Source organism: Mycobacterium malmoense (genome assembly GCF_019645855.1).
In the GTDB taxonomy this organism is placed as follows: domain Bacteria; phylum Actinomycetota; class Actinomycetes; order Mycobacteriales; family Mycobacteriaceae; genus Mycobacterium; species Mycobacterium malmoense.
In genome coordinates this window covers 2315661-2335777 of sequence record NZ_CP080999.1, presented here as the reverse complement: position 1 = coordinate 2335777, position 20117 = coordinate 2315661, and the positions used below count along the sequence as shown (strand labels likewise).

Below are 20117 nucleotides of genomic sequence, written 5' to 3'. Positions count from 1 at the left end.
TACATTATGTACTAGTACAATTGTCGAAGGCAATCCGTTGATGACCGCATACCGCCCCACCCCGCGAACGACGCCCACCCGCTACCGGGAACGCGCCCGCTACGACCGCAAGACGGTCCACGACATCCTGGACGAGGCCCTGGTCTGTCACCTGGGCTACCTCGGTGCCGGTGGGCCGGTGGTGTTGCCGACGACGCACGCCCGCCACGGCGAAACCCTCTACCTGCACGGTTCCACCGGCGGCGGCCCGATGCTGGCCGCCGGGGCAGCCAAAGCATCGGGGTCGGGCCTGCCCGTCTGCGTCACCACGACCCTCGTCGACGCCCTGGTGCTGGCCCGGGCGGCCATGCACCATTCGGTGAACTTCCGCTCGGTCGTCGTCCGCGGTGACGCGCGCGTGGTCGACGACCCCGCGGAGAAATCGCGGGCCCTGCGCTGCCTGCTGGATCACATCCGGCCGGGGCGCGCCGCCGATTGCCGGGCCCCGAATGAACGCGAACTCGCCGCGACCGGAGTGCTCGCCCTCGATCTCGTCGAGGTCTCCGCGAAGGTGCGCGCCGGCGCGCCCGTCGACGACCCGGAGGACGTCGCGCTGCCGCACTGGGCGGGCGTCGTGCCGCTGAGCCTGACGGCCGGGACTCCCGTCCCGGCCGACGACCTCGACCCCGCCACCCCGCTGCCCAGCTACCTCCACCCGCGAGCGTGCGTGTCTGTACAGCATCGACCGGCGTGTCGTGTGCAACTGCGCACGCTCGCCGCGAAAACGCCGCGGCTACAACAGATAACGGTAGGCCGGCGAACCGGGCTCCAGGGCCTCGACATGGATGTCGGTCGCCCGCATCCGGGCCAGCAGGCCATCCAGGTCCGCGGCCGATCCCAACTCGACACCGACCAGCGCCTCACCGGTGTCACGGTTGTTGCGCTTGACGTATTCGAACAGGGTGATGTCGTCATTGGGCCCGAGCACGTCGTCGAGGAATCGGCGCAGCGCGCCCGGCTCCTGCGGGAAATCCACCAGGAAGTAGTGCTTGAGGCCGAGGTGGACCAGCGAGCGCTCCAGCACCTCGCCGTAGCGCGACACGTCGTTGTTGCCGCCCGAGATCAGGCACACCACCGTCGATCCGGGCTCGATGTCGGCCTCCAGCAGGCCGGCGACCGACAACGCGCCCGCCGGCTCGGCGATGATGCCCTCGTTTTGGTACAGGTCCAGCATCGCGGTGCACACCGCCCCCTCGTCGACCGCGGTGATCGACACCATGTCACCGGCGGCGGCCAGCGCGGCATAGGTCAGCGTTCCCGCCCGTCGCACCGCGGCGCCGTCGACGAACTGGTCCACGTAGTCCAGCGTCACCGGCTCGCCGGCGGCCAGCGCGGCCATCATCGCCGCCGCGCCGGCCGGCTCGACACCCAGCACCGCCGCGTTGGTCGTCCGCTCGGCCAGGTAGGTGGTGATGCCGGCGATGCAGCCGCCGCCGCCGACCGGGACCACGACCAGGTCGGGCTCCCCAACAAGCTGAGCGAGCAGTTCCACGGCGACGGTTCCCTGGCCGGCGATGGTGCGCAGGTCGTCGTACGGCGGGACCAGCGTGGCGCCGGTGCGTTCGACGTCGGCCAAAGCCGCCTCGGCGGCGAGGTCGTAGGTGGATCCCCCCACGATCAGCTCGATGAAATCCCCGCCGTGGTAGCGGATCCGGTCGCGCTTTTGCTTGGGCGTCTTCGCCGGCACATAGACGCGGCCGTGCACGCCCAGCGTCCGGCACGCGAAGGCGAAGCCCTGCGCGTGGTTGCCGGCCGACGAACACACCACGCCCGCGGCCAGCTCCTCGTCGGACAGCTGCACCAAAAGGTTGTAGGCGCCCCGCAACTTGTAGGAGCGCACCACCTGCAGGTCTTCGCGCTTGAGGTAGACCCGCGCGCCGGTGATCGCCGACAACCGATCGCTCAACTGCAAAGGCGTGGGCGTGACCACCGGCGCGATCCGCCGCGCCGCGGCATCAATGTCAGCCGCGCACAGCGGCTGAGACCTCGGGGCGCGCGGGCTACTGCTCAGTTCGGCGGACACCGATTAATGGTGCCATGCCACCCGTCTCCGGAATTCAGCTCACCGGGGTCAACACGAACACCGGAATCTGGCGGTCGGTCTTTTTCTGGTATTCGGCGTAGTCGGGCCAGGCCTCGACGGCACGCCCCCACCAGGTGGCCTTCTCGTCGCCGAACACCTCGCGGGCGTCGTAATCGCGGATGACGGCGCCGTCCTGCAGCTCGACCCGCGGGTTCTTCGCGACGTTGTGGTACCAGACCGGGTTCTTCGGCGCACCGCCGAGTGAGGCGACGATCGCATACTCGCCGTTGTGCTCGACGCGCATGAGCGGCGTCTTGCGGAGCTTGCCGGTCTTGGCTCCCACGGTGGTCAGCAGGATGATGGGCTTGCCCTTCATGTCCGCGGCCTCGGCGCCTCCGGACTCGGCATACTTCTCGGCTTGTTCGCGGGACCAATCCCAGGGGCTGGGAGCGTATTCACCTGTCAGCGGCATATTCCAACTCTAGGCCAGGCCCCAGTGGGGTTGGCCGCGCCTCATCCGGCTCAGGATTCCCAGCTGCTGGCACACGCGCAACCGCCGGTCAGCTTTGCTTGCTCGCAGGGCTAACCGCCGGCCTGGCCAGTTCAGCAATGGTGTTGACCCGCCGGATGGCGGTGGCGATCTCGTCGGCGAACTCGCGTCGCCGTTGAGCGATGTCGGGGTGCTCGAAGCCGTCCACCAGCTCACGGTGCCGGGCCAACCGCAGGGCGGTCTTGAACAGCTCCATCGACCTCGACTCGGCGCTGGCGATCCTGCGCTGCAGCTCCCACTGCTTGCCCACCTCGAGGCACTCGGCGAGGAAGGCTTCCTCCTCGAAACATTCGTCCTCGAGCGCGGCCAGCCGGTCGGCGACGATGTGGTACGCGTCCAGGAACGGGCGCAGCACCAGATGCGCCAGCAGCAGATCGGCCCGTTCCAATAGCCGCCGCACGTCGGCCGCGCTGGCGGCCCTGGTGGTGTCCACGGGGTCGTCCGCCGGGCCGATCAGCCGCACCTCGTCGGCGAGGTCCTTTTCGAACTGCGCGCGTGCGGAGAACAGGAACTCGAACTTGAGCAACTCGCGGAGACTGAGCGCCTCGTCGCGCACAGTCGCCGGCAAAACCGACCCGTCCACGCAGTTTTCGGCGGCGGCCAGCAACGCCGTCTCGGCGATGGCGCGATCGACCAGGATGTGGATGGCGGTGTTGCGGTAGAACGCCGCGACGAGGTGCTGGTCCGATCCGATGCCCCAGACCGGTTCGGTGCCGGCGTCGTAGACGCTGACCACGCCGGAGGCGACCAGCTGATGCAGCGTCCACCGGATCGTCGAGCGATTCGTCAGGTCCGCGGCACCGGCCACCGTCCAGTTCCGTGCCGCGATGTAGCTCGCCAGCGGTTGCACGGTGGCCAGCACCTCGCTGATCGACAACGACCGATCCGCGCCCAGCAACGCGAGGCTGACCACCGCGGTGGGTGTGACGGGGGTGGCGCGGTTGATCCGGTGTTCGACGTCCAGGGCGATGCGTTCGATTTCGGTGCCGGTCCCGGATGCCGAGGTATCCAGGGCGCGCAGCTCCTCGAGGCGCTTCCGCAACGGCAGCGGTTCGCCGAAGTCCAAATACGCGCGGCCCAGCCGCTCGCCCTGCTGGCGCGCCAGCCGGACCAGAAAGCGAAGGTCCTCGGGCCGTTTCACCGCGCCGTAGGCCTCGGTGGTCATGGCCTCCACCTCGTGCAGCTGGTCGTACACGATCGAGGTGGGCACCAAATACACCTCGGGACCGTCGATTTCGTCGACGGCGTCGCTGATGTAGCGCAGGATCCCGAACACCGGGGGCCGCAGCTTGCCGGTCCTGGTGCGGCCCCCTTCGATCGACCAGGTGAGGTTGGCATGGTTTTGCACCAGCTGCGCGGCGTAGGCGCGCAGCGCGAATCGGTAGACGGGAATGTCCTTGGTCTGACGCCGGATGAAGATCGCCCCGGTGCGTTTGGCCCAGGCGCCCATCGGAAAGAAGTTCAGGTTCGCGCCGCCGAAGGTGAGCGCGGGTGAGAGCCTGTTGGCCAGGATCACCTCGGGCAACAGCATGCCGTCCAAGTAGGAGCGATGCGAAAAGGCAAATGCCAGCGTCGCTTTGCGATCGAGCCGGCGCAGCTGCGCGATTTGGTCCTCGTCGACCAGCACGTCGTAGGCCCGCATGAGCCAGCGACTGAACCCGCGCCAGGCCTGCACCGCCCGCTCGTCCAGCGAGGCCGCCATCTCGCGCAGGTAGCCCACGGCCTCGGCGCGCACACCGTCGGGGTCACGCCCGAGCTCGTCGGCCAATCCCCCCAGCCGCTCGTCATACCACGGCGCCGCCAGCAGCTGAACCACCTCGGCCGGGTCGGTCGGCAACGGCGCCGTCGATTCGTCGACAATTCCGGTGCGCTGCAGCAGCTTTCGCACGCCCGCGCGACCGATCTCGCGCGCGGTCGGCGCCGGTCCCCCGCTCACGCCGGTTGCGCCGTTGCGGCTTGGGAAGCCTCGTGGATGTGCGGATGGAGATCGGGCGCGTAGAGTTCCTCGATCTCGGTCGAGTATTTCGCCATGATCGGCTTGCGCTTGAGTTTCATCGTCAGCGTTATCTCGTCTCCGCCGGGCTCCCACAGCGTCGGCAATATCCGGAAGCGCTTAATCTGTTCCACCCGAGACAGTTTGGCATTGCCCTGGGCCACGCCCGTGGCGATCCCGGCGATCACGTCCGGGTGGGCCGCCAGCGCCGCGGGCGAGGCGTCGGCGAGCCCATGCCGAGCCGCGTACGGGCCGACCGAGTCGGCGTCGAAGACCAGGAGCGCCGCGTTGTACGGTCGTCCGTCGCCGATCGCGATCATCACGCCGACCATGGGGCACGCGGCCAGGATGGTGTTCTCGATGTTGGCCGGCGACATATTCTTTCCCGCCGCGTTGATGATCAACTCCTTCTTGCGGTCGACCACCCGCAGATAGCCCTCCGAGTCGATATCGATGATGTCGCCGGTGTGTAGCCAGCCATCGGCGTCGATCGCGTCCGCGGTCTTTTCCGGCTCGCGGCGATAGCCCTTCATCACCAGTGGACCGCGGACCAAAAATTCGCCGTCGTCGGCGCTCTTGCCCTCCAGGCCGGGCAGTAGCCTGCCGACGGTGCCCAGGCGGGCGTCGCGGGGATGGCTGACGGAGGCGACACAGCTCAGCTCGGACATTCCCCACACCTCGGCGATCGGGATGCCGATGCCGGCGAAGAACGCCAGGGTCTCCTTGGGGATCGGCGCCGCCCCGGAAATCGCCCACCGGAGCTCACCGAAGCCCAGCCGTTCCCGCAGCTTTGACAACACCAGCTCGTCGGCCTTGGCCCATTCGGCCGCAACGTCGTCCGGCATCGGTTCACCGGCGAGCAGGGCGCCGGCGCGCTTGGCGGCCACCGACATCGCCCACTGCAAGGCCTGCCGTTTCGCGTCGTCCGTCTCGTGGCTGACCGTGAATTCGATTGCGGACTTGAGCTTTTCCCACACCCGCGGCACCGCGCCCCACACGGTGGGCCGCACGTCGGGCAGTGCGGCCGCGATCGCGCGCCCGTCGGCCACCGCGGTGACCTGGGTGCCGAACATCTCCTGGAGATACAGGCAGCACATCCGGTCGGCGATGTGCGCGGACGGCAAAAACGACGTGATCCGGTCGCCGAACTGGATGCCCAACACGGCGTCCAGTGCGTAACCCTCGAACAGCAGGTTGGTGTGGGTCATCTCCACGCCCTTGGGGTTTCCGGTGGTCCCGGATGTGTAGATGAGGGTGACGATGTCGTCGGGTTGCACCGCCCGCCACGTCGACCCGAAGTCGAAATCGGTTGGCGCGGCCGCATACAAGTCATCCACCGAGAGCGTGCCGGCCGGCGAACCGTCGATGCAGACGATGCGCTCGATGGCAGCGCCGCTGGCGCGGATGCGGTCCACGTACTGCTCCTCGCAGATCACGACCTTGGTGCCGGCGTTGTCGAACAGGTAGGTCAGCTGCTCGGCGGGCAGCGTGTTGTACACCGAAAACGAAGTGGCGCCGACGTGTTGGGCGCCCACTTCCAGCGGGTAGAACTCGATCCGGTTGGCCATCATCAGCGAGACCGTGTCGCCCCGTTTGACCCCCAAACCCGCCAGGCCGGCGGCGACCTTGCGCACCTGCGCCGCATACTCCCGCCACGTCAACGTCTGGGCGCCGCCGGGCGTCCGGAGCGCGACGGCGTCCGGATCGATCGACGCGGTGCGCTGGAATGCCTCGCACATGGTGGCCGGACGCTCGGCTGTCGTCATGTCCGTTCTCCTTAGCGCCGGATCAGCACTGCCTACACATCGGTGAGCGTACGTCCGCGATCAGGGGCACGGAATACGTCGCGTGATTCTCGGGCAGCCCGCCACACTGGCACCTTCGTCGAAACCTGTTGCGTGAGAGAGGATCGTTGGCCGGTGCGCTCCCGGCCCAAGGTGGTGACGGAGACGACGTCGTCCATGCCTATTGAAAACGATTATCGTTTTCAATAGGCTAGCGTCTGACCTTCCCAGCCTAGGAGTGCCGCTCATGACGTTGCGCGTCGTCCTGGGAAGCTCCGCGGCCGAGGATGGCAGTGAGGTGCGGTTAGTGACCGCGGCGGCGGGTTGCGGTGGCGGCTTGCGATGACCGCACCGATTTGGATGGCGTCCCCGCCGGAGGTGCACTCGGCATTGCTCAGTGCCGGGCCAGGGCCCGGGCCATTACTAGAGTCGGCCACGGCGTGGAGTTCGCTGAGCGCCGAATATGCCTCGGTGACAGACGAACTCATCGCCCTGCTCGGCGCGGTGCAAGCAGGAGCCTGGCAAGGGCCCACCGCCGGCGCTTTTGTCGCCGCATACGCTCCGTATCTGGCGTGGCTGATGCAGGCCAGCGCGGATAGCGCCGCGACAGCCGCCCAACAGGAAGCCGCGGCCACCGCCTACACAGTCGCGCTGGCCGCTATGCCGACACTGGCCGAGTTGGCCGCCAATCACACCACCCACGCGGCGTTGCTCGCGACGAATTTCTTCGGCATCAACACCATCCCGATCGCGCTCAACGAAGCCGACTATGCGCGGATGTGGATTCAGGCCGCCACCGTGATGACCACCTATCAGGCCGCCTCGGATGCGGCCGTCGCCACCACGCCGACCACCACCCCCGCACCCCAGATCCTGAAGTCCAACGCAACCGCCGACCCGGCGCAATCGAACTCCTTCAACCTGCAGGCATGGATACTCAATATAAACAACCAGATATCCAACCTGCTACAAAACTTTCTAAACATGCCCGCCGTACAAAACTCAATAAACGGCTATGAATCGTCGAACACTCTCGGCCTGCCGCCAGTCCTATTCAACCTACTCAACGACGCAGACAACGTATTAAACAGCTTTCTTCCCCCCGCGGACGCCGGAATAATCGGGAACCCACTCACGCTGTTTCTACCGTATTCGATACTGGGATTGGTGCAGTACGCAGAACTCCCCCTCCCCACCGGCGTTTCAGGCCCATTATCTTTAATAGCCTACGACGTGACCGGTGAACTTCCCGTCTTTACTCAGCTTCTACCGGAGTTGTTAGTCCCTGCCGCGGGTAATCCCATATTTATCACCGCGGTCGTGTTATTCTTAGCACAGGGCGTTGCGGCTGATGTGCTTTTCTATATACTCCAGGCTCTTATCTGGTATCCGCTGTACTTTGCGCTCCCCCTGTTGACCCCTTTGGTGGTCGCCCCCGTGGCTGTAGGGGCGGCCGCGCTGGCCGCCTCCCCGGGTTTGGCGGGGCTGGCGGGGCTGGCCGGCCTCGTTCATCCTCCGGCCGCGGTGGCCGCCCCGCCGCCCGCCGTGCCGCCCGCCCCGGGACCCGCCGCGACCGCCCCCGTCTTGAGCCCGACCCTGACCCCGACCCCAACTCCGGCACCCACTCCGGCCGTGGCCGCGGCTCCTGCGCACGCCGCACCGCCCGCGGCCGGGGCGCCACCACCGCCGCCCACGGGTCCGGGAGGTTTTCCTTACCTGGTGGGTGACATGCGCGCGCGTTCCGGGATGAGCGCCCAAGCCAAAACTCAGGAACCGACCTCGCGTGGCGCCACGGCCGTGCCGACGCTCGTCGCGGCCGTGGCTTCGGCCCGGGAATCGGCAGGGGTGCGCCGACGCCGGCGAGCGACCGTCCAACAACTGGGCCGCCGCTACGAATACCTCGACCTGGGCGGCGGAGTGGGCGAAGGCCCGGACGAATCGCCAGACGAGGAGCGGGTCGCGTCGGCGGTGGCCTCGAATCGGGGCGCGGGAACCCTGGGTTTCGCCGGAACCGTAGCAAAAGAGGCCGAGGCGGCGGGTTTGACCACGCTGGCCGGCGATGAGTTCGGTGACAACCCGAGAATGCCGATGTTGCCGAACACCTGGGGCCGTGACCTTGACCAGGACGGGTCCAGTTGATCAGGCGCAAGTCAAGTGATCGGGCCCGGGTTCGGCGTGGCCGATGGCGTGGTCGGCCTTGGGGGTTGTGCGCGCTTGCGCTGGTCATGACGGTCGTCGCACTGGTCATCGGGCGCGCCGGTACGGGCGCAGCCTGGGACAACGGTGGCGGGGCCGGGATTGGGGTAGCGGTGCCCGATTGCGGTCAGACAACGACCTTCAGCGCGCCACCTCGCCGCGTGGTGATCTTGAACCCAGCGATCTCCGACGCACTGATCGATCTGGGTATGGGCAACCGCATCGTGGCCCAGAGCGGGACAACGGGCCTTGCCGAGCCGCTGCCACGGAACAAGGCGGTGATGGATCGGGTGCCGGTGCTCAGTGCGCATGGCATGACGAGTACTGCGGCGCTGCTTGCCGTCTCACCGGATCTAGTTATCAGTGACGAAGCCGAGTGGCTGAATCCGGAGTTTGGTGGTGCGTCGCCGCGGCAGCTTCAGAAGGCCGGGATCAAAACGTACATCTCAGTGAGTGGATGCCGCCATGGGACAACTGGAAAAGTGGCAGAGGTTTTCACCGACATCGACAACTACGGCCAAATTTTCGATGTACGAGATAAGGCGACGCAGATGGTAAGCAGCCTGAAGGCTCGGTTGAATGGAATTGAAGCCCGGGTCGCGGACAAGCCGAAAGTACCGGTGTTCGAATTCTACGGTCAAGAAGGGCAGTTTTTTAATACCGCCGTGGGGATTGAGAAAGACGCGCTGGACATGTCCGGTGGTGTGAGCATTGTTCCAAATTCGAGTGGAATGAAGCCAACCAGCAAAGAGGTGATCACGGCCGCCAATCCTGAGGCCTTTATTGAGCTGGAGGAACCGGGGAAAGCAATTGATCAGGAGAAGGAGGCGGCGGCGCTAAAGCGGGCTTTCCCGACGACCGATGCGGCCAGAAACGGGCGGATCTATTTCCTCAACGTGGCCCAGGCAGCCAGTCCGGGCACGACGCGGATCATCGATGGCATCGCCGCAAGAGCGACGTGGCTGCACCCCGATGCATTCGGATCGCGATGAGCTACTCCTCAACGCCGATGCGCGCCGCCCGGCCGGTTCCAAGCCGGTCGGGTGCCGGCGGCGAGCCGGCGGGCGTGTCCCCCGATGCCCCGGCCACTGGGCATCGGCGGCTGCCGTTGATGGTGTTGACGCCGGTGCTGCTGCTGGTGCTGGCGATGACGATGGCGCTGGGCGCCTCGGTGGGCGACGTGGGCGTGGGTCCGCTTGCTGCGGCCCGGGTTGTCGGCCATCATGTGGCCGGATTTGTGGTGCCGGCGCACTTTGATGCGGTGCAAGACCAGATTGTCTGGCAGCTGCGAATGCCTCGGGTGCTGTTGGGCGCGGTCGTGGGTGCCGGGTTGGCGGCGGTGGGCACCACGTTGCAGGCCGTGGTGCGTAACCCGTTAGCCGATCCGTACCTGCTCGGGGTGTCCTCGGGGGCGGGTTTTGCGGTCGCCGCCACGATCACGTTGGGCTCGGCGGCGCTGGCCGGGCTGTCGACGTCCTCGGCGGGATTTCTTGGGGGGCTGATCACGACGGTGCTGGTGCTGGCCATCGGGCGGCGCGGGGGCACATTCTCCCCGACGCGGGTGGTGCTCGCCGGGGTGACATTTTCCTACCTGTTCTCGGGGGCGACGAGTTGCTTCATCTTTATGAGCAATGTTCCCAACGCGGCGCGGGCGGTGCTGTTTTGGTCGTTGGGTTCGCTGAGCCGCGCGCAGTGGTCCACGCTGGGGCTGCCCGCCGCCGCGGTGCTGCTGGGCACGTTGTACTTGCTGGTACAGGCCCGCCCGCTAGACGCGCTGGTGATCGGCGACGAGACGGCGCTGTCGGTCGGCGTCAACGTGGGCCGGGTACGGGCCCAGCTGCTGGTGGCGACCGCACTGGTCACCGGGGTGATGGTCGCGGTCGCCGGTGGAATCGGGTTCGTGGGGCTGATCATTCCGCACATCGTGCGCCAGGTGCTGGGCCCCGGTCACCGGCGCATGCTGCCGGCGGCGGCCGTGGTCGGGGCGATCTATCTGGTGGCCGTCGACATTGTGTGCCGGGTGGCGGCCAGCCCGGCCGAGCTACCCATCGGGATTATCACCTCGGTGCTGGGCGCCCCGTATTTCTTATGGTTGCTGCACCGTGCTCATTCCGCGGAGATCAGCCAATGAGGCTGTCATTAAACGGAGTCAGTGTTTCGGTGGATTCCACGCCGATCGTCAGCGATTGCACAATCGTAGTCGCCGCCGGAGAAAAGGTAGCCCTGGTTGGACCCAACGGCAGCGGAAAGACGACGCTGCTCAAAACGATCTATCGCTCGGTTCGCCCCCTCGCGGGCACGGTCTTGTTAAACGGGGACAACCTGACAAACCTCCGCCAACGTGAGGTGGCTCGGCGCGCCGCGGTGGTGGCCCAGGAATTGCCTCCGGAGTCCAATTTCAGCGTCGAAGACATCGTGGCGCTGGGCCGCGCCCCGCATCAGGGCGCGCTGGACCGCGAGTCGAAAACCGACCGGGAGGTGGTCGCGGACTCGTTGGAGCGCGCGGGCATGCTGCCCCACCGCAACCGGGTGTTTTCCACCCTGTCCGGGGGCGAGAAGCAACGCACCTTGATGGCGCGCGCCCTGGCCCAGCGGACCCCTTTGCTGTTGCTGGACGAACCCACCAACCACCTCGACGTGTGCGCGGCGCTGGAGCTGCTCGAACTGATGCAGCGGCTGGAGATCTCCACGCTATGCGTGCTGCACGACCTCAACCTCGCCGCCGCCTACTTCGACCGGATCTACGTGTTGGCCAACGGCCGGATTATCACCGGCGGCACCCCGGCGGAGGTTTTGACCCCTGAGCTGGTGCGCGAGGTGTTCGACGTGAACACCCACCGTCTGATCCACCCGGTCACCGGACGGCCACTGCTGGCGTTTTCCCCGAATTCGACGCCAAATTCAGCCAACACCGACCCGACAACCGCCCAGCCACACAGCTGCGCTGCCGCGAGCAAATTGTGAACGATCCACGACCAGTACAAAGGAGCGGAGACCGATGACGTCATCAGCGCTGGCAAACCCGGCACCGGCAGAATCACGTGCGACCAGTGACCGCGAGGAGATGGCGCACCTGCTGCGCAGGGCGGGTTTTGGTGCGTCGGCCGACGAGCTCGACGCCCATCTGGCGGTGGGCTACACAGCGACGGTCGATGCCCTGTTGAACTCGTCGGAGGAAACCGCAACGTACGGCTATTGTGCAGGCCAAGACTTGGTGGATCGGTACTTTACGGCCTCGGTGGGTCCACGTGGCGTGGAATATGCGTGGCCGCAGTGGATGTGGCGCCTCCTGACCACAAACCGCCTGCTACAAGAGAAGATGGCGTTGTTCTGGCACGGATTGTTCGCCACGGGAGCCACCAAATACCCGCTGCCGGTCTCGGCTCAGCTCCAACAGATCGAGATGTTTCGCCATCGCGGCATGGGCAGCTTTGAAGAACTCCTGCGGTGCCTGTCACGCGATCCCGCCATGCTGTTTTGGCTCGACAACCAGTCCAACCACAAGGACGCCCCGAACGAAAATTACGGACGGGAACTCCTCGAGCTGTTCACAATGGGGTTGGGCAACTACGCCGAGGCCGACGTAAAGGCAGCTGCTCGAGCCTTTACCGGCTGGGGCGTGGCACCCATGATGCCCTCGTGCTATTTCCTTGGCACTTTTCCGGCCTCGTTTCGCTACGACGATTCCGACCACGACGTCAACGACAAGACCTTTCTGGGCCACGTCGGCGCCTTCAACGGCGACGAAGTGATTGCCATCATTGTCAAGCAGCCGGCAACCGCTCGCTTCATCTGCGAGCGTCTCTACCGCTTCTTCGTCGCGGATGAGCCTGATGAGTCAGGCTGGGCCGAGATCGCCAGGCTTGCTGCTGTTTTCATGGAGAATGACGGCGATGTTCGCGGCGTGCTGCGGTCCATCTTCCTGTCCGATCACTTCCGATCGCAGCGGGTGCACTACCGCAAGGTCAAAAGTCCGATAGAGCTGATGGTAGGTACAGCCCGTCTTACCGACCGCTGGTCACTACCGACCAACGACGTGGCCGAGATCGCACAAGACGCGCACTTCATGGGCCAGTCGCTCCTCAACCCTCCTTCTGTGGAGGGTTGGCACGAGGGTGAGGAGTGGGTTGACACCGCGGGGTTGATCGAACGGATCAACTGCGCCAGCGAAGAGATCGGCCGCCCCGAGGCCCCGGGGGTACGTCGCATCCTGGAGCGGGTCGGAAATCTCGCCGATAAGCAGCCGGTCGCCTGGATCGATGCCTGTCTGGAAGCAATGGGGTCGCTACGGCTTTCGGCTCAGACGCGACGGGTTCTGGCCGAATCCCTCACTGACACACCACCATGCGACGACGATCCCCATGCCGTTCAGCAGCGCACGGTGGAGTTGCTCAAGGCGATCGTGTCGACCCCTGACTATCAGTACTGCTGAGCCAGCGAGCAGACAACGACTCATTAGAAGACTTCAGGAAAGGTGTAGAACGTGCCTCATTCGGTTACTGCATCCTCAGAGCCGACGCGGCTGGTGGTGGTGCAGCTCTCGGGCGGTAACGACTATCTGAATACGGTGGTGCCCTACGCGGACGGCCGCTACTACGACTTCCGGCCCAATGTAGCTCTTAGAGACGACGCCGTCTTGCCCCTCGATCATCGGGTCGGCCTCAGCTCCGCCATGGCGCCCATCGCCCGCCTCTACGAGCAAGGAAAAGTGGCGGCTGTTTTAGGGATTGGCTACCCGAATCACAGCCGTTCGCACTTCCGGTCTATGGATATTTGGCACACGGCCATGCCAGAAGACGAGGTGAAGCTCGAGGGCTGGTTGGCGAAAGTTGTCCGCGGTCTTGACCCCCGGCACATCAACCCGGTGCTGGCCGTCAACTTCGGGCGCGGCCTGCCCAGGGCACTGTCGCTGCCGGGCGTTCCCGTGGCGTCGGTGAGCAGTCTTGATAAGTACGGCCTGTTTCCGGACGTCGAACCAGGGGACACGCGCAACCGCTTGTTGGCGGTGGTCGACCGGGCTTACTCCCGCGGGCCAGAACCGAGCGCGTCTTGGGGATCCCCTCGTTTGCTCGGCACCGGCTGTGCCGCGCAACAAGGGATCGAGATGTTGAGGAGCGCAGCCGCCACCTACCGCTCGCAAGTCGAATACCCCGAGCACAACCAGATCGCCACGGACCTACGGGGAGTGGCCACCGTGATGGCAGGAAATCTGGGAACCCGCATCTTCTATACAAATATCAGCGGCTTCGACACCCACACAGACGAGATGGTGACCCATGCTCGGCTGTGGGAGAAGATCTCGTCGGCTCTTGATTGCTTTTTCGCAGACTTAGACAAGCTGGGGCTGCGCCGCAATACGTTAGTCCTGGTGTTCTCGGAGTTTGGTAGACGCATAGCCGAGAACAACTCGGGCACCGATCACGGCGCGGGCGGCGTCGCCTTCCTCATCGGCGACCAAGTTGCCGGTGGGCTTTATGGCGAATACCCCAACCTGGCCCCGGAAGCCCACGACGAGGGAGATGTCCGGCCCAGCACTGACTTTCGAGCTTTGTATGCGTCCGTGCTTGAGCAGTTCCTCGATGTTGACTCCAAAGACATCCTTGGCCGCGGCGCAACCTTTGATCAGCTTCCACTCAAGGCGACCGCATGACCGCCGCACGGCCCGCGCAGGCTAGTCCCCGCTGCCGCGCCATCGGCCTGGGACGCATAACCGGCCGGGGCTTCCAACACCCGGTCGATGTGGCACTGGGAAACCAGGACGAGCTGTATGTCCTGAGCAGATCGAGCTCCTGGAAGGACAAGCAACCACGGATAACGGTGACTTCTCTTGATGAGCAAGCCTTTAGAGAGATTGGAAGCTTCGGCACAGACCCCGGGTGCTTCCTGGCACCCACCGCTTTGGCGGTAGATCGGGCCGGTCGAATCTACGTGGCCGACGAAGACCTGCATCAGATCTCGGTCTTCGACGCCGACGGAACCTTCCTTACGCGCTGGGGCACCCACGGCGCCGCCCCCGGCCAGCTCGACCGGCCCTCGGGGCTCCGTTGCGACGACGATGACTGTCTGTGGGTCACCGACTCGATCAACGCTCGGGTGCAACGGTTTACACGCGACGGCAATCTCCTGTCCTGCTTCGGCTCCTTCGGCACCGAGCCGGGGCAGCTCAACATGCCCTGGGGAGTGGCCGTTGGTCCCGACGGCGATATCTGGGTTTCCGACTGGCGCAATGATCGCGTGCAGCGATTCTGCCCCAATGGTGATTTCCGCGGAATCTATGGGGCAGGACTCCTGAGCCGCCCTTCCGGAGTGGCTGTGGACGAAGCCGGGAGGATATACGTGTCCGACTGGGGGCACGACTCGGTGAGGATCTTCGACGAGCAAGGCCGTTGCACGACAACCCTTTCCGGCGATGCCCCGCTTTCTCATTGGGCGCAGCAGTATCTGGAGATGTACCCACAAGTCGATGAGCGACGGCGAGAAGCGAACCGCTACGAGGAGGAAAGGCGCTTTTACCGTCCTGTTGGCATGGCGGTTGGGCCCGAGGGCCAGCTGCTGGTCGCAGACTCGGGCCGCCATCGTCTCCAAGTCTACGAACGCCCGTTCCAACCGAAAGACTCGTTGTAACCGGCTACCCGACACGCCGTAAATCCCCTCCATCTGCGGCCCTCATCGCAGCTTGTGAGGGCCGCAGCTTAACCGCCCAAGCACCCCGGGCCGAGCAACTCCTTGAGGTCGCCCATCAGCGCCGGCGAGGGCGTCACCCGCAGCGACTGGTCCAGCTCGAGGGTGGTGATCCGGTCCCCGCTGATGAGTCGCAGATGCACCTGCGAAGTGCCGGGGTGACGGGCCAGCACCTGCTTGAGCGCGCTCACCTTGTCGACGGTGCACTGCCGGGTGGGCAGGCTGACCGCCAGCGGCCGATCCGCCCGCGCGTTGGAAAAGTCCGGCACCACAAGGTCGTTGGCGATCAGCGCGATCCGGTCGTCGCGGATCGCGACCTTGGCGTTCACCAGCACCACCGCGTCGTCGACGATCTCGGCGCCGTAAACGGAGTACGCCTGCGGGAAGAACATCACTTCGATGCCACCGGTGAGGTCTTCCAATTGTGCTGATGCCCAAGGCATCCCGTTCTTGTTGACCCGGCGGTTCACCGAAGCCAGGATGCCACCCACCCGCACCTGGGTGTCGTTGGACACATCGCCGTCCAGGATCGCCGGGATCGCGGTGTCGACCTGGGCGGAAAGCAGGTGCGCCACCCCGTTGAGCGGATGGCCGGACACGTATAGGCCCAGCATCTCCCGCTCCAGGGCCAGCTTGTGCTTGTCTTCCCACTCGTCGTCAGGCACCTTGATAGTGAACACAGGGTCTCCAGCGCCGGTGCCGTCATCATTGGCGCCGCCGAACAGGTCGAACTGACCCATCGCTTCGGCCTTCTTGGTGCCCAGCACCGAGTCGACGGCGTCGGTGTGCACCAGGAACAGGCCTTTGCGGGGATGCCCCAGCGAGTCGAACGCGCCCGCCTTGATCAGCGACTCGGTGACCTTCTTGGTGCACGCGGAAATGTCGATCTTGTTCAGGTAATCCGAGAAGTCGGTGAACTTGCCCTTGCCGCTGCGGGTTTGCAGCAACGATCCCACCACGTTGGCGCCGACGTTGCGCACCGCGCCCAGCCCGTAGCGGATGTCGGTGCCCACCGACGCGAAGTTCAGGCCGGACTCGTTGACGTCCGGCGGCAACACCGTGATGCCCAGCTTGCGGCAGTCGGCGAGGTAGACGGCCGCCTTGTCCTTGTCGTCGCCGACCGAGGTCAGCAGGCCGGCCATGTATTCCGCGGGATAGTTCGCCTTGAGGTAGGCCGTCCAGTAGGAGACCATGCCATAGCCCGCGGCGTGCGACTTGTTGAACGCGTAGTCGGCGAACGGAAGGATGGTGTCCCACAACGCTTTAATTGCCGCCGGCGAGAACCCGTTGCCCTTCATGCCGTCGGAGAATCCCTCGAACTCCTTCTCCAGCACCTCGCGCTTCTTCTTGCCCATGGCCTTGCGCAGAATGTCGGCTCGGGCCAGCGAGTAGCCGGCCACCTTCTGCGCGATGCGCATGATCTGCTCCTGATACACGATCAGGCCGTAGGTCTCGGCGAGGATCTCGCGCAGCGGTTCCTCGAGCTCCGGGTGAATGGGCCGGATCGCCTGCCGGTTGTTCTTGCGATCGGCGTAGTCGTTGTGGGCGTTCATGCCCATCGGCCCGGGCCGGTAGAGCGCGATGACGGCGACCACGTCCTCGAACCCGGTCGGCTGCATCCGGCGCAGCAGGTCGCGCATCGGCCCGCCGTCGAGCTGGAACACGCCCAGCGTGTCGCCGCGGCCCAGCAGCTCGTAGGTGGCCTTGTCGTCGAGCGGCACCGCCTCCAGGTCGAGGTCGATTCCCCTGTTGGCCTTGATGTTCTCGATCGCGTCGCCGATGATCGTCAGGTTGCGCAGGCCCAGGAAGTCCATCTTCAGCAGGCCGATGGCCTCACACGACGGGTAATCCCAGCCGGTGATGATGGCCCCGTCCTGCGGTCGCTTCCACAGCGGGATCGCCTCGGTCAGCGGCTCGCTGCTCATGATCACCGCGCAGGCGTGCACACCGGCGTTGCGGATCAGGCCCTCCAGGCCGCGTGCGGTCTGGTAGATGGTGCGCACATCGGGGTCGGTTTCGATCAGGCCGCGGACCTCGGCGGCCTCTTTGTAGCGCTCGTGGTTGGGGTCGGTGATCCCCGCGAGCGGAATGTCCTTGGCCATGATCGGCGGCGGCAACGCCTTGGTGATCCGGTCGGCGATCGCGAATCCGGGCTGGCCGTAGTGGATCCGCGCCGAATCCTTCAGCGCCGCTTTGGTTTTGATGGTGCCGAAGGTAATGACCTGGGCCACCCGGTCGGAGCCCCACTTGTCGGCGGCGTAGCGCACCATCTCGCCGCGGCGGCGGTCGTCGAAGTCGATGTCGATGTCGGGCATCGACGTGCGCTCGGGGTTGAGGAACCGCTCGAACAGCAGACCGTGCGGGATCGGGTCGATGTCGGTGATGCCCAGGGCGTAGGCGACGAGCGAGCCGGCGGCCGAGCCGCGGCCGGGACCGACCCGGATGCCCACCGACCGCGCGTGGTTGATCAGGTCGGCGACGATCAAGAAGTAGGACGGGAAGCCCTTGGCGCAGATGACGTCGATCTCGTAGGCGGCGCGCGCTTCGTAACCGTCCGGCGGGCCGTCGGGGAACCGTCGGCGCAGCCCGGCATCCACCTCATGCCGCAGCCAGGACGATTGGTCGTGCCCTTCGGGCACCGGGAAGACCGGGATCCGGTCGCGCGGCGCCCACACCTCGTCGTAGGACTGCACCCGCTCGGCGATCAACAGCGTGGAGTCACACGCGCCGGGCACCTCGTCGTCCCAGATCTGGCGCATCTCGGCGGCCGACTTCAGATAGTAGCCGTCGCCGTCGAACTTGAACCGATTCGGATCCGAGAGCGTCTTGCCGGTCTGCACACACAACAGCGCCTCGTGGTTGTGCGCGGCGTCGCGGGTGACGTAGTGGCAGTCGTTGGTGGCCAGCGGCCGGATGTTGAGCGTGCGGCCGACCTCGAGCAACCCGTCGCGGACCCGGCGTTCGATATCCAGCCCGTGGTCCATCAACTCCAGGAAGTAGTTGTCCGCCCCGACGATCTCCCGCCACCTGGCCGCGGCCTCAAGCGCCTCCCGGTGCTGCCCCAGACGCAGCCGGGTCTGCACCTCCCCGGACGGGCAGCCGGTGGTGATGATGATGCCGTCCGCGTGTTCGGCGATGAGCTCGGCGTCCATGCGCGACCACTTGCCCAGCTGACCTTCGAAGGAGGCCAGCGAGGACAGCCTGAACAAGTTGCGCAGACCGGTCGCGTTCTCGGCAACCATGGTCAGGTGCGTGTAGGCGCCGCTGCCCGACACGTCGTCGCCCTTCTGGCTCGGATCGCCCCACTGGACACGACGGGTGTCGAAGCGTGACCCGGGCGCGATATACGCCTCGACGCCGATGATCGGCTTGATCCCGGCCTTGGTCGCCGCGTTGTAGAACTCGCTGGCGCCGAACATGTTTCCGTGATCGGTCATGCCGATCGCGGCCATCTCCAGCCGCTCCGCCTCGGCCAGCATCGGCGTGATCTTCGCGGCACCGTCCAGCATCGAGTACTCGGTGTGGTTATGCAGGTGCACGAAGGAGGACTGGTTCATAGGGACGCCAGTCTATGACCGAGAGCCGACAGGATCCCGGCGTGTCGTGGAGTGTGTCTCCGGCTCCCGTGACCGTCCTCGATCGTCACATCGGCTTTTGCGGCTTTTGCGGCTTTTACGGCCGGGCGAAGCCCAGCCGCGCGTTTTTGCCTTTCGGCGTGGCCGGTTCGCGGCGCAGGCCACTTAACATCTTGAACAGCACCGGTTCGATCTCGGCGACCGCTTGTGCGGGATCCTCGGCGGCGGCGATGATCGGACCCGTCTTGCTGAGCAGGGCGTAGAGCAACTCGGCGGTCACACCGACCGGTATCGCCACCACTTCACCCGCCTCGATCAGCTCGGTGAGCACCCCACGGAGCAGCGGAAGCGCCAGCTCCTCGTCGACCGCCTGCTTACGGTCCCAGCCCAGCGCGCCGGCCGATTCACGCAGCAACACCCGCGCCTCGTCGTCCTCGACATAACACCGCAGCACCGCGCTGATCGCGAGCAATGCCTGCTCCCACGGGCTGGCGTCATCCGGCATGGATTCCAGGGCAGCCGGCAGTACTGCCTGCATGATGGCGGCCTGGCTGGTCCGGAAGACTTCGCCAAAGATCGCCTGCTTGTCCCGAAAGTGGTGGTAGACGGCGCCCTTGCTGGATCGCGACGCCTGGGCGATCTCGTCGACGGAGGTCGCTTCGAAGCCTTTGGCGACGAAAAGCGCCCGGGCTGCGTCGAGCACTGCGGTCCGGGTGAGCTCCGCGTTCAGCTGCCGCCGGGTTGCCCTGACGCCGCCCATGAACCGCAAGTCTAGTGACAGACTTATAGTCTGTATCAAACTACTGGTCTATTGCATCTCACATGCGGAGACAACGTGCAGAGCATCCCGAATGTCCGCGAGCCCGGGATCGAGCGTCGTCGGCAGCCGCCGCCCACACCGCGCGACTACCTGCAGCAGCTGCCCGCCATAGTCCTGCTGAACCGACTACCGACGCCGACGCTGGCGGTCGGACTCGACGGTGAGCTCATCTACGTCAATCCCGCCTTCGCGGCGATGCTCGGCTACCCCGACGCCAACACCCTCACCGGACAACCACTTTCCCGTCTGATGGCCGGCCTCGCGCACCTCCCAGGGCATGACTGCGTCACCGCGCTGCGGGCCGCCGCGGGCACCGTCGCGGAGTGGTGTCACGTCGATGGCTATCACGTGCGCACCGTGGTATCGAAGGCGCTCCTCACGCGAGTCACCGACCCGTTGCTGCTGGTCACACTCATCGACGTCACCGATGTGCTGTGGAGCTCCAAGTCGTAGCCC

14 protein-coding genes and 1 pseudogene are annotated in these 20117 nt (G+C 65.7%); 9 read left to right on the top strand and 6 right to left on the bottom strand.

The annotated features are described in order from the left end of the window. Window positions 1–40: 40 nt before the first annotated feature. Window positions 41–691 (top strand): annotated as a pseudogene (locus tag K3U93_RS10900) (pyridoxamine 5'-phosphate oxidase family protein); the annotation flags it as partial. An 81-nt stretch (window positions 692–772) separates the two neighbouring features. Here K3U93_RS10900 and ilvA read toward each other — a convergent pair. The 4 genes from ilvA to fadD11 all read right to left on the bottom strand — a co-directional run bounded on the left by ilvA (window position 773) and on the right by fadD11 (window position 6371). After that, on the bottom strand, window positions 773–2062 hold the full coding sequence (gene ilvA / locus K3U93_RS10895) for a threonine ammonia-lyase (RefSeq protein WP_083011244.1): 1290 nt from the start codon (window positions 2060–2062) through the stop codon (window positions 773–775). A 34-nt stretch (window positions 2063–2096) separates the two neighbouring features. Next, complete coding sequence (locus K3U93_RS10890; protein ID WP_083011245.1) at window positions 2097–2534, bottom strand: nitroreductase family deazaflavin-dependent oxidoreductase; 438 nt, start codon at window positions 2532–2534, stop codon at window positions 2097–2099. Window positions 2535–2622: 88 nt separating this feature from the next. Then, a complete protein-coding gene (locus tag K3U93_RS10885; protein WP_083011246.1) occupies window positions 2623–4548 on the bottom strand; it encodes a lysophospholipid acyltransferase in 1926 nt (641 codons plus the stop codon). Next, the gene (fadD11, locus tag K3U93_RS10880) at window positions 4545–6371 is read right to left on the bottom strand and encodes a fatty acid--CoA ligase FadD11 (RefSeq protein ID WP_083011247.1); all 1827 of its coding nucleotides are present in this window, start codon (window positions 6369–6371) and stop codon (window positions 4545–4547) included. The genes K3U93_RS10885 and fadD11 overlap by 4 nt, the downstream gene beginning before the upstream one ends. A 360-nt stretch (window positions 6372–6731) precedes the next feature. On the opposite strand from fadD11, the gene K3U93_RS10875 reads away from it, so the two are divergent. The 7 genes from K3U93_RS10875 (at window position 6732) to K3U93_RS10845 (ending at window position 15209) form a co-directional block, all read left to right on the top strand. Next, the gene (locus tag K3U93_RS10875; protein WP_220688610.1) at window positions 6732–8528 is read left to right on the top strand and encodes a PPE family protein; all 1797 of its coding nucleotides are present in this window, start codon (window positions 6732–6734) and stop codon (window positions 8526–8528) included. An 86-nt stretch (window positions 8529–8614) separates the two neighbouring features. After that, window positions 8615–9577: an ABC transporter substrate-binding protein gene (locus K3U93_RS10870; RefSeq protein WP_083011720.1), complete on the top strand. Its 963-nt coding sequence runs from the start codon at window positions 8615–8617 to the stop codon at window positions 9575–9577. Continuing rightward, window positions 9574–10716, top strand: coding sequence for a FecCD family ABC transporter permease (locus tag K3U93_RS10865; protein WP_230981636.1), 1143 nt, complete (start codon window positions 9574–9576; stop codon window positions 10714–10716). Before K3U93_RS10870 ends, K3U93_RS10865 begins: the two co-directional genes overlap by 4 nt. Before the next feature lie 29 nt (window positions 10717–10745). Beyond that, window positions 10746–11549, top strand: coding sequence for an ABC transporter ATP-binding protein (locus K3U93_RS10860; protein WP_230981635.1), 804 nt, complete (start codon window positions 10746–10748; stop codon window positions 11547–11549). Between the two features lie 34 nt (window positions 11550–11583). Further along, window positions 11584–13017 carry a DUF1800 domain-containing protein gene (locus K3U93_RS10855; protein ID WP_083011713.1) on the top strand — a complete coding sequence of 478 codons (1434 nt, stop codon included), beginning with the start codon at window positions 11584–11586 and terminating at the stop codon, window positions 13015–13017. Between the two features lie 51 nt (window positions 13018–13068). Beyond that, window positions 13069–14235, top strand: coding sequence for a DUF1501 domain-containing protein (locus K3U93_RS10850; RefSeq protein WP_217808446.1), 1167 nt, complete (start codon window positions 13069–13071; stop codon window positions 14233–14235). Next, the gene (locus tag K3U93_RS10845; RefSeq protein WP_083011711.1) at window positions 14232–15209 is read left to right on the top strand and encodes an NHL repeat-containing protein; all 978 of its coding nucleotides are present in this window, start codon (window positions 14232–14234) and stop codon (window positions 15207–15209) included. Before K3U93_RS10850 ends, K3U93_RS10845 begins: the two co-directional genes overlap by 4 nt. Window positions 15210–15277: 68 nt before the next feature. Here the strand turns inward: K3U93_RS10845 and dnaE are convergent, their stop codons facing one another. Both dnaE and K3U93_RS10835 read right to left on the bottom strand, forming a co-directional pair. After that, window positions 15278–18823: a DNA polymerase III subunit alpha gene (dnaE, locus tag K3U93_RS10840; RefSeq protein ID WP_083011708.1), complete on the bottom strand. Its 3546-nt coding sequence runs from the start codon at window positions 18821–18823 to the stop codon at window positions 15278–15280. A 115-nt stretch (window positions 18824–18938) separates the two neighbouring features. Further along, window positions 18939–19601 (bottom strand): TetR/AcrR family transcriptional regulator, encoded by a 663-nt coding sequence (locus tag K3U93_RS10835; protein WP_083011705.1) that lies wholly within the window; start codon window positions 19599–19601, stop codon window positions 18939–18941. A 75-nt stretch (window positions 19602–19676) separates the two neighbouring features. On the opposite strand from K3U93_RS10835, the gene K3U93_RS10830 reads away from it, so the two are divergent. After that, window positions 19677–20114 (top strand): PAS domain-containing protein, encoded by a 438-nt coding sequence (locus K3U93_RS10830; protein ID WP_230981634.1) that lies wholly within the window; start codon window positions 19677–19679, stop codon window positions 20112–20114. Window positions 20115–20117: the final 3 nt, after the last annotated feature.

Coding starts and splice junctions, on each gene's coding strand:
- K3U93_RS10845 (WP_083011711.1), top strand. CDS start 14,232: ATGACCGCCGCACGGCCCGCGCAGGCTAGTCCCCGCTGCCGCGCCATC.
- K3U93_RS10865 (WP_230981636.1), top strand. CDS start 9,574: ATGAGCTACTCCTCAACGCCGATGCGCGCCGCCCGGCCGGTTCCAAGC.
- K3U93_RS10855 (WP_083011713.1), top strand. CDS start 11,584: ATGACGTCATCAGCGCTGGCAAACCCGGCACCGGCAGAATCACGTGCG.
- K3U93_RS10890 (WP_083011245.1), bottom strand. CDS start 2,534: ATGCCGCTGACAGGTGAATACGCTCCCAGCCCCTGGGATTGGTCCCGC.
- K3U93_RS10870 (WP_083011720.1), top strand. CDS start 8,615: ATGACGGTCGTCGCACTGGTCATCGGGCGCGCCGGTACGGGCGCAGCC.
- K3U93_RS10835 (WP_083011705.1), bottom strand. CDS start 19,601: ATGGGCGGCGTCAGGGCAACCCGGCGGCAGCTGAACGCGGAGCTCACC.
- fadD11 (WP_083011247.1), bottom strand. CDS start 6,371: ATGACGACAGCCGAGCGTCCGGCCACCATGTGCGAGGCATTCCAGCGC.
- dnaE (WP_083011708.1), bottom strand. CDS start 18,823: ATGAACCAGTCCTCCTTCGTGCACCTGCATAACCACACCGAGTACTCG.
- K3U93_RS10875 (WP_220688610.1), top strand. CDS start 6,732: ATGACCGCACCGATTTGGATGGCGTCCCCGCCGGAGGTGCACTCGGCA.